We start from the raw sequence: 9,385 nt of genomic DNA, 5'->3' as shown, positions 1-9,385 counted from the left end.
TTGCGTCGGCCGCGACATCGTGACGCTCGAGGGCCTCGGCTCGCGCGAGCATCCCGATCCCGTGCAGGACGCCTTCATCAGGGAGCAGGCCGCGCAATGCGGCTATTGCCTGAACGGCATGATCATGACCACCAAGGCGCTATTGTTGCGCACGCCGCGTCCGACCGAGGCCGAAATTCGCGAAGCGCTGCGCTACAATCTCTGTCGCTGCGGCGCCCATGTCGAGATCATGCGCGCGGCGATGCGCGCCGCGGGCCGTCTTGTCGAGGCGCACGACTGATGGCCAACGGCAGCTTGATTGTCGTTCGCCACGATGCGGCCGGCAAGGACGAGACGTTCATCCACATCACCGCTGATGGCGAGGTCAACGCCTATAACGGCCATGTCGATCTCGGCACCGGCATCCGCACGGCACTCGGGCAGATCGTCGCCGAAGAGCTCGATGTGTCCTTTGCGCGCGTCGTGGTCGTGTTCGGCGACACCAAAGAGGTACCGAATCAGGGCCCGACGATCGCAAGCGAGACCATCCAGATCACGGCCGTGCCCCTGCGCAAGGCAGCCGCGCAAGCGCGGCAGTTGCTGCTCGCGCGCGCGGCGCAGCGGCTTGAGCTGCCGATCGAAGAATTGTCGATTGAGGATGGCCTCATCCGCGGCAGGGACAATCGCAGCGTCTCCTATGGCGAGCTGATCGCGGGCGACTCCATTCGCCTCGAACTCGCCGATGATGTTCCGGTGAAGCCGGTCGATAGCTACTCGATTGTCGGCCGGTCGGTGCCGCGCATCGATCTTCCGGCGAAAGCCACTGGCGAGCTCACCTATGTGCATGACGTGCGCGTGCCGGGCATGCTGCATGGCCGGGTGGTACGCCCGCCCTATGCCGGCGTCGATGCCGGCCCGTTCGTCGGCACCAGCCTGATCGCGATCGACGAATCCTCGGTGCGCGACATTCCTGGACTCGTCGCCGTGGTGCGGATCGGCGATTTCGTTGGCATCGTCGCCGAGCGTGAGGAGAACGCGGTCAAAGCCGCGAACCAGATCAAGGTGAGCTGGAAGCCGACGCCAACATTGCCTGATCTCGAAGACATCGATAGGGCGCTGCGCGCCAATCCCTCCACGCCGCGCGTGTTGAAGGATACGGGCGATGTCGACGCCGCGATCGCGTCGGCTTCAAAGCCGATGCAGCGGACCTATGTCTGGCCCTATCAGATGCATGCATCGATCGGCCCGTCCTGCGCGGTGGCGGATTGTCGCGAGGATCGCATCAGGGTGTGGTCGGGCACGCAAAATCCGCACATGCTGCGGGCCGACCTTGCGCTCCTCGTCGAGCGGCCAGAGGCCGAGATCGAGGTGATCCGGCTGGAAGCCGCCGGATGCTATGGCCGGAACTGTGCCGACGACGTCGCCGCCGACGCATTGCTGCTGTCGCGCGCGGTCGGTCGTCCGGTCCGCGTGCAATTGACCCGCGAGCAGGAACATCTCTGGGAGCCGAAGGGCTCGGCGCAGCTCATCGACGTCAATGGCGCGTTGAACGAGGACGGCGGCGTTGCCGCTTACGATTTTGCGACGCGCTATCCCTCCAACGGGTCGCCGACGCTGGCGTTGCTGTTGACCGGCCGCATCGCGCCGGAAGCAACCGTGTTCGAGATGGGCGACCGCACCGCCATCCCGCCCTATGATTACGACCATATGCGCGTGGTGGCGCACGACATGCCGCCGATCGTCCGCGCCTCGTGGTTTCGTGGCGTCTCGGCGCTGCCGAATTCGTTCGCGCATGAATCCTTCATCGACGAATGCGCCGATGAGGCCGGGGTCGACCCGATCGACTATCGGCTCCGCTATCTGAAGGACCAGCGCGCAATCGATCTCGTCCACGCGGTGGCCGAGCGCGCCGGGTGGCAAAAGCGGCCGGTGTGCGAGGAGAAGATCCCGGAAGGCGACATCGTGCGCGGACGCGGCTTTGCGTATGCGCTCTACGTCCACAGCAAGTTTCCGGGCTATGGCGCGGCATGGTCGGCCTGGATCGCCGACGTCGCCGTCAACAAGGCGACCGGCGACGTCAGCGTGACGCGCGTCGTGGCGGGGCAGGATTCCGGGTTGATGATCAATCCCGACGGCGTGCGGCACCAGATCCACGGCAATGTCGTGCAATCGACCAGCCGCACGCTGATGGAGGAGGTTTCGTTCGATCGCACGAAGGTCGCAACGCGCGAATGGGGCGCCTACCCCATCATCAAATTTCCGGACGTGCCTGACATCGACGTGTTGATGCTGCCGCGGCAGGACCAGCCGCCGCTCGGCGTCGGCGAGTCCGCCTCAGTGCCGAGCGCGGCGGCGATTGCGAATGCGATCTATGATGCGACTGGTGTACGCTTTCGCGAGCCACCGTTCACGCCGGAGCGGATTCTGAAAGGATTGCGCGAAGGGCAAGTCATTCCTGAAGCGCTGCCGGCGCCAAAGTCCACACCAGCGCCGCCTGCAAAGCACTGGTCCAATCCCTTTGCCGGCCGTCGCGGCATGTTTGCATCACTTGCCGCGCTTTGCACCGCCGTGATCGGCATCGGCGCGGCCGTGCTGCCATGGAGGGCGATCGCCCCCATCGCGCGGCCGGATGCCTCAGTCTATTCCGCTTCGACCATTGCGCGCGGCGAACAGCTTGCAGCGCTTGGCGCCTGCGGGGAGTGCCACACCTCGGCAGGCGGCGCGGTCAATGCCGGCGGCCGGCCGCTCGAAACGCCGTTCGGCGTCATCTATTCGACCAACATCACCCCCGATGAGGCGACCGGCATCGGCGCCTGGTCCTATCCCGCCTTCGAGCGTGCAATGCGCGAGGGCATTCATCGCGACGGCCGGCATCTCTATCCGGCATTTCCCTACACGCATTTCGCCAAAGCCAGCGACGCCGATCTGCAGGCGCTCTACGCTTACCTGATGGCGCAGCCGCCGGTGCGCGCAAAAGCGCGGACCAACGAGCTGCGCTTTCCATTCAACCTGCGGCCGCTGATGGCAGGATGGAACGCGCTGTTCCATCAGGCCAGGACATTCCAGCCTGATCCGACCAGATCGGAAATCTGGAATCGCGGCGCCTATCTGGTCGAGGGCCTTGGCCATTGCAGCGCCTGCCATTCGCCGCGCAACGTGCTCGGCGCGGAGCAGCAGAGCCAATATCTCGCCGGCGGCCTTGCGGAAGGCTGGGAAGCGCCCGCGCTGACCTCGCTGTCGCAGGCGCCAATCCCCTGGAGCGAGGACGAGCTGTTCGCTTACTTGCGCACCGGCGAGTCCCGCGTGCACGGTGTGGCGGTCGGCCCGATGGCGCCGGTGGTAAGGGAGCTGATGGCATTGCCGGATCAGGACATCCGCGCGATCGCAGTCTATCTCGCCTCTTTCAATAACGCCTCGCTCGACACGCAGGCACAAGCGACGCGCGCCGCGCAACTCGAATCCGCAACAAAAGTGACATATGCGCCGAGCGCCGGCGCACGACACTATCAGGGCGCCTGCGCGGTTTGCCACGAAGTCGGCGGCCTGCCGCTGTTCGGCAGCCGGCCGTCGCTGGCGCTGAACAGCAATCTCCACAGCGCGGAGCCCGACAATCTGATCCAGGTGATCATGCACGGTATCGCTAAACCCGCCGCCAGCGACCTCGGCTACATGCCGGCCTTCAAGGATAGCCTGAGCGATAAACAAATATCCGAGCTCGTATCCTTCCTGCGCCGGCAATTCGCGCCCGATAAGCCGGCCTGGAGCGACGTACCTTCTGCCGTCAGCCGGATCCGGCAATCAAGGTTTTAGCGGACGACAAGATCGCTTAGGATTGTTTCCGCATCAACGGGAAGGAAACAAAGCGATGACCATGAAACTCACCAGCCAGAGTTTTCGCGACGGCGACTATCTCGACGAGAAGTATATCCTCTCGAAGGAGTTCGGCTTCGGCTGCGCCGGCGGCAACCAGTCGCCGCAATTGTCCTGGTCGGGCGCGCCGGAAGGAACCAAGAGCTTTGCCATCACCTGCTTCGATCCGGATGCGCCAACCGGCAGCGGCTTCTGGCACTGGCTGATCGTGAACATCCCGCCTACGACCACGGAGCTCGCGCTGGACGCCGGCAATCCGAACGCGCCAAAGCTGCCGCCCGGCGCGCTGCAGACCCGCAACGACGTCGGCAAGCCCTGTTATATCGGCCCCTGCCCTCCGCCGAACGACCATCCGCACCGCTATATCTTCACCGTGTTCGCGGTATCGCAGGAGACGCTGCCGGTCCAGGCGGACACGTCCGCCGCGGTCGTCGGCTTCAACCTCCACTTCAACACGCTCGCGAAGGCGACGCTGATGGGTCTCTACAAGCGCACGGCGTGAAGCAAGCGGGCGGCGATCAGCCCTTCACACGCCGCATCGTCATGGCATGGCGGAAACGCGACGCGGGGTGGGTGTTGATCGCGACCTGTGCGATCTTGCCGGTCGCGAGCTTGTAGGTGCGTTGCACCTCGAGGGCGGTAGTCCCGGCCTTGACCTTGAGACCGCCGGCGAGATCAGGCGAGATCAACGCGGCGGCGATCTCCTGGTGCACCTCGACGATGCTCTGGCCGAACAAATCCTCGATCAGATGGAAGATCGGCCCGCGGTGCCGCTGCAGCAAGCGCCCGACCGCGGCGAATTCGCGGTTGATGTAGACTTCGGTCCAGCACACCGGCAGCTTGCCGCCCTCGGCGTGGCGGAAGCCGCGGACCGCAAGCCACTCTTCGCCGCTCGTAAGCCCCGTGCGCACCGACAGCTTGTCGTCGATCTCGATCATCTCGATGGTGTCGACTGCAAAGCGCACGTCGGTCGCAAAGGCGACGAGATCGTTGATCGACATCACCTCATGCACGAAAGAATCCGCCGGACGCGGCGGCACGACCGTGGTGCCCGCGCCCTGCCGCGACGACACCAGGCTGTCCTCACGCAGCCGCCGCAGCGCCTCGCGCACGGTGTAGCGGCTGACCGAGAACCGCTCGCACAATTCTTCCTCGGTCGGGAGCTGCGAGCCGACGGGATAGACGCCGCTGACGATTTCGTCCTTCAGCGCGTGCACGACCTGGAGATAGAGGGGATCGTCGGACTTGGTGCTGAGCGGCGCGCGCGAAAGCGGTCTCGCTTTCGGTGAGACCGCGCGGCGCGGTTTCTTGTCAGTCTTCAATCCCATGACCTCTCTTGGCGATCAGCGCGGTCCGCTCGAAACTTATGAACTGCGTGCCGTCCCCCTTCTTGCCGATGGTGCGCACGGTGACCAGGCCTTGCCCCGGTCGCGAGGCCGATTCGCGTTTCGCCAGCACTTCCGATTCGGCGTAGATGGTATCACCGACGAACACCGGCGCAGTAAGCCTGATATCGTTCCAGCCAAGATTGCCGATTGCCTTCTGGCTGATGTCGCTGACGCTCATGCCGACCACCATCGACAGCGTCAGGCAGCTATTGACCAGCGGGCGCTTGAACTCCGACTTCGACGCATACTCCTTGTCGAAATGCAGTGGGTGCGTGTTCATCGTGATCAGCGTGAACCAGGTGTTGTCGCTCTCGGTGATGGTGCGGCCGGGTCGGTGTTCGTAGATATCGCCGACAACGAAGTCCTCGTAGTAGCGGCCAAAGCTTTCGCGGTAACGTTGGGGACCGATCTGGTCGTGGCCTTGCATCGCCCTACTCCAAAATTCTCTTCAGGATGGATGACGTGTGCTCGCCCAGCGCGGGCTCGCGCAGCACCGGCTCAGCCGGCTCGTGGCGGAATCGGATCGGCGGTCCGACATGGCGGCGGCCGCTTTCGTCGCGGCGGATCATGCCGCGTTCGATCAGCACCGGATGCGCGAAGGCTTCCGGCAGCGTGTTGACGCGCCCATAGCACACATCGAGGGTTGCGAGTTCATCCTGCCACTCCGCCAACGTCTTCTTGCGGAAGACGGCGGAGAGGAAATCCATCACCGGCTCTTGATGCGGCCCCGGACCACGCAGGCATAATTCCGCGAGATCGGGACGGCCGAACGCGCGAAGCAGATTGTGGATGAATTTCGGCTCCTGCCCCGCGAGCACGAGATGCCGGCCGTCCTTCGTCTCATAGGGACGATAGAACGCCGCACCGCCTGTGGTGCGCTCATGCGCGGGGATCGGTTGGCGATCCTCGGCGAAGGTTGGGCCCAGGATGTTGAGCATGCCGCCAACGGTCACATCATGCATGCTGATATCGATGTAATCGCCGACGCCGGTCTTCTCGCGACGCAGCAGCGCCATCAGCACGCCGGACAGGCCCTGCAGTCCCGCCAGCACATCGGCCACGGCCATGCCCGATATCGCCGGCTTGCCGTCGCCGCCGAGTGTCATGCTGACAAGGCCGCTCTCTGCTTCCAGCGCGAGGTCATGCGCGGGCCGGCCGCGCCAGGTGCTGTCCTGTCCGAATGCGCTGATCGCGCAGTAGACGATGCGCGGGTTGCGTGCGCGCAACGCCTCATAGCCGACGCCAAGGCGATCAACCGTGCCGGGCCGGAAGGATTCCACGAACACGTCCGCCGTCTCGCACAATGACAGCAGCGCTTCTCGCCGCGCGCGATCCTTGAGATCAACGACAACGCTCTTCTTGCCGCGATTGAGATTGCGGAAGAACACCGTGCTTGGTCCGTCCGACAGACCGATGTGCCGGCCAGGATCGCCCTCGCCCGGCGGCTCGACCTTGATCACCTCGGCGCCGTGATCGGCCATCGCCAGCGTCAGATAAGGTCCCGGCAGGAACACGCTGAGGTCGATGACGCGAATGCCCTCGAGCTTCATGACGAACGGGCGCGCTCGGCGGCGCGCGTCTCACCGACATAGGCGGTGGTGTCGGCGCCATAGGGCGAGCACGACGCCTGTGCCAGCCGCTCGCCATTGATCTTGATCGGGTTGGACAGCACGCGCATCGCGGGCTTCTCCGGATGCGCGATGGTGTTGATCATCTCCGTCGCCTCAAGGAACGGACTGTCCAATGCCTGCGCCAGATTGAGCACAGGCGCGATCGGCAACACGCCGTTCAGCTTCTTCAGCCAGTACGCGCTGGATTCCCGCTTCAGCTCGGCATCGATCATCGGTGTCAACATGTCGCGATTGGCCTGCCGCAATGCCGGCGTCGCAAAGCGCGGATCGGACGCTAGATCGGTCCGTCCGATGGCGGACAGCAACTCGCCCCAGAACTTATCGGTCATGCACATGATGAACAGCCAGCCGTCCGAGGTCGGAAAGGTCTGCACCGGCGCCACCGAAAAATGCGCGCTGCGCGGCTGGCGCGTCGAGAGGTGACCCTCGTTGAGATACCAGGACGCCGCATAGCCGAGCTGATGCAAGGCGACGTCGAGCAGGGAGATGTCGACGTCGCAGCCCTCGCCCGTCGTGCGCGCCTGGATCACTGCGGAGAGCAGCCCGACTGCGGCAGTGAGCCCCGTGGTCTGGTCGATGATCGAGGGCGCGCCGAACCGCGACGGCGGACCGTCGGGCTCACCAGTCAGATGCATCAGGCCGGATTCTGCCTGCATCAAATAATCATAGCCTGGCCACGACGCGCGCTCATTGTCGCGGCCATAGGCCGAGACATGCACGCACACGAGCTTGGGATTGACGCTCGCGAGCGTCTTGTAGTCGAGACTCATCTTCGCCGGCAGGTCGCCGCGCAGATTATTCACCAGCGCGTCCGCCGTCCTGATCAGCTTGTTGAGCGCCGCCTTGCCCTCAGTCGAGCGCAAATCGATCGCCACGCTCTTCTTGTTCGTATTGAAAGCTTGATAATATTCGCTGTCGTTCGCGCCTAGCAAATAAGGCCCGGTCTTGCGCGCGGGGTCGCCCCCGATCGCGGCATTCTCGATCTTGACGACCTCGGCACCCAGGTCCGCGAGCAGCATGGTGCCGTAAGGCGCGGCGCCGAACTGCTCGACGGAAACGATGCGCACGCCCTGAAGCGGCTTCATGACGCGGGATTCCTCTTGATGAACTGTCTGGAAATGATGATGCGTTGCATCTCGTTAGTCCCTTCGCCGATGCAGGTCAGCGGCGCGTCGCGGTACAGGCGCTCGATGTCGAACTCCTTCGAATAGCCATAGGCGCCGTGGATGCGCATAGCCTCGATCGAGTTCTCGAGCGCGGCTTCGCTGGCAAAATATTTCGCCATGCCAGCTTCCATATCGCAGCGTTCGCCGTGGTCGAAGGCCTGCGCCGCGTCGAGCGTGAGCAGCCGTGCAGCGCGGGCGCGCGTTGCCATTTCGCCGAGCTTGAGCTGGATCGCCTGATGCTCGCAGATCGGCTTGCCGAATGTCTTGCGCACCTGCGCATACTCGGCAGCGAGCTTCAGCGCGCCCTCCGCGATGCCAACGCCGCGCGCGGCGACATTGATGCGGCCGAGCTCCAGCCCGCCGGCGACCTGGAAGAAGCCGCGGCCCTCGACGCCGCCAATCAGATGATCCGCCGGCACGCGGTAGTTCTCGAACACCAGTTCCGCGGTATCGATCGCCTTGTAGCCGAGCTTCGGCAGCTTGCGGCCCACCGAAAATCCTTCATGCTTCGGCGCGATGAAAAGGCTCATGCCGTTATAGCGCGGCTCGGCGTCCGGATTGGTCTTGACCAGGAGCGCGAGGCACGAGCCTTCGGCGCCGTTGGTGATCCAGGTCTTGGTGCCGTTAATGACGTAGTCGTCGCCGTCGCGCTTCGCCGTCATGCGGATGCCCTGCAGGTCGGTGCCGGCATCAGGTTCGGTGAGGGCCAGCCCGCCGCGGATCTCGCCGGTCGCGAGTTTTGGCAGCCACTGTACCTTCTGCTGCGGCGTGCCGAACTTCTCGATCGCCAGCGCCAGCATCAGGTGCGAATTGATGATGCCGGTGATCGACATCCACACCGACGAGATGCTCATCACGATCTTGGCGTAGGTCGACGACGAAAGTCCGAGGCCGCCGTAGTCCGGCGCGATCGTCGCGCCGAACAGGCCCAATTTCTTCATCTGCTCGACGATCTCGTGCGGATAGCGGTCCGCGTGATCGAACTCCTTCACGACCGGCTTGAGCTCGCGCGCCACCCAGCGATCGATCATGTCCAGGATCTGGCCGTCATCCCCCGCATCCGCGGGCTTTTCCCGCAGCACCCGCGTCATCGCGACAACCTCCCGACAATTTATACGGACAAATTTTCCTTCCTGTAAAAAATTGCCCGCAATCCGCTATATCGTCAAGTAAACTTCACCGACTTGTTGTCTGGACAAAGCTGATGAGAAGGCGCGCGATTCCGTGGAGGCCGCTTCGAACGCGGTCGCCGCCGCACGATTATCGGGCTACCGGTGGAAATTGCAGGGGATACCCGCGCGGGTTGCAGAATTGCAGTCGCCATCCCATAGTAGATTGGTCCGGTCGATTC

8 protein-coding genes are annotated in these 9,385 nt (G+C 64.0%); 3 read left to right on the top strand and 5 right to left on the bottom strand.

Features of this window, described 5'->3' with window-relative positions; genetic code table 11:
* The 3 genes from VKR55_RS05485 to VKR55_RS05475 form a co-directional block, all read left to right on the top strand.
* The coding region (locus VKR55_RS05485; RefSeq protein WP_324400522.1) for a (2Fe-2S)-binding protein at positions 1-280 on the top strand (280 nt) is incomplete at its 5' end.
* Positions 280-3,789 (top strand): molybdopterin cofactor-binding domain-containing protein, encoded by a 3,510-nt coding sequence (locus VKR55_RS05480; RefSeq protein WP_324400520.1) that lies wholly within the window; start codon positions 280-282, stop codon positions 3,787-3,789. The genes VKR55_RS05485 and VKR55_RS05480, both read left to right, overlap by 1 nt.
* Before the next feature lie 55 nt (positions 3,790-3,844).
* Positions 3,845-4,351: a YbhB/YbcL family Raf kinase inhibitor-like protein gene (locus VKR55_RS05475; RefSeq protein ID WP_324400518.1), complete on the top strand. Its 507-nt coding sequence runs from the start codon at positions 3,845-3,847 to the stop codon at positions 4,349-4,351.
* Between the two features lie 16 nt (positions 4,352-4,367).
* Here the strand turns inward: VKR55_RS05475 and VKR55_RS05470 are convergent, their stop codons facing one another.
* The 5 genes from VKR55_RS05470 to VKR55_RS05450 are packed head-to-tail and all read right to left on the bottom strand — an operon-like array spanning position 4,368 to position 9,125.
* Positions 4,368-5,177 carry a GntR family transcriptional regulator gene (locus VKR55_RS05470; RefSeq protein ID WP_324400516.1) on the bottom strand — a complete coding sequence of 270 codons (810 nt, stop codon included), beginning with the start codon at positions 5,175-5,177 and terminating at the stop codon, positions 4,368-4,370.
* Positions 5,161-5,664: a MaoC family dehydratase gene (locus tag VKR55_RS05465; protein WP_324400514.1), complete on the bottom strand. Its 504-nt coding sequence runs from the start codon at positions 5,662-5,664 to the stop codon at positions 5,161-5,163. Before VKR55_RS05465 ends, VKR55_RS05470 begins: the two co-directional genes overlap by 17 nt.
* Before the next feature lie 4 nt (positions 5,665-5,668).
* Positions 5,669-6,787 carry a CaiB/BaiF CoA transferase family protein gene (locus VKR55_RS05460; protein WP_324400512.1) on the bottom strand — a complete coding sequence of 373 codons (1,119 nt, stop codon included), beginning with the start codon at positions 6,785-6,787 and terminating at the stop codon, positions 5,669-5,671.
* Complete coding sequence (locus VKR55_RS05455) at positions 6,784-7,953, bottom strand: CaiB/BaiF CoA transferase family protein (protein ID WP_324400511.1); 1,170 nt, start codon at positions 7,951-7,953, stop codon at positions 6,784-6,786. The genes VKR55_RS05460 and VKR55_RS05455 overlap by 4 nt, the downstream gene beginning before the upstream one ends.
* A complete protein-coding gene (locus tag VKR55_RS05450) occupies positions 7,950-9,125 on the bottom strand; it encodes an acyl-CoA dehydrogenase family protein (protein WP_324400508.1) in 1,176 nt (391 codons plus the stop codon). The genes VKR55_RS05455 and VKR55_RS05450 overlap by 4 nt, the downstream gene beginning before the upstream one ends.
* Positions 9,126-9,385: the final 260 nt, after the last annotated feature.

It is taken from the genome of Bradyrhizobium sp. (genome assembly GCF_035309285.1).
In the GTDB taxonomy this organism is placed as follows: Bacteria; Pseudomonadota; Alphaproteobacteria; order Rhizobiales; family Xanthobacteraceae; genus Bradyrhizobium.
The sequence above is the reverse complement of the archived record's forward strand: the minus strand, read 5'-3'. Positions and strand labels throughout refer to the sequence as shown.

What these genes read in the sequence shown, in the direction of transcription:
- VKR55_RS05450 (WP_324400508.1), bottom strand. Translation starts at nt 9,125, where the DNA reads ATGACGCGGGTGCTGCGGGAAAAGCCCGCGGATGCGGGGGATGACGGC.
- VKR55_RS05475 (WP_324400518.1), top strand. Translation starts at nt 3,845, where the DNA reads ATGACCATGAAACTCACCAGCCAGAGTTTTCGCGACGGCGACTATCTC.
- VKR55_RS05465 (WP_324400514.1), bottom strand. Translation starts at nt 5,664, where the DNA reads ATGCAAGGCCACGACCAGATCGGTCCCCAACGTTACCGCGAAAGCTTT.
- VKR55_RS05455 (WP_324400511.1), bottom strand. Translation starts at nt 7,953, where the DNA reads ATGAAGCCGCTTCAGGGCGTGCGCATCGTTTCCGTCGAGCAGTTCGGC.
- VKR55_RS05480 (WP_324400520.1), top strand. Translation starts at nt 280, where the DNA reads ATGGCCAACGGCAGCTTGATTGTCGTTCGCCACGATGCGGCCGGCAAG.
- VKR55_RS05470 (WP_324400516.1), bottom strand. Translation starts at nt 5,177, where the DNA reads ATGGGATTGAAGACTGACAAGAAACCGCGCCGCGCGGTCTCACCGAAA.
- VKR55_RS05460 (WP_324400512.1), bottom strand. Translation starts at nt 6,787, where the DNA reads ATGAAGCTCGAGGGCATTCGCGTCATCGACCTCAGCGTGTTCCTGCCG.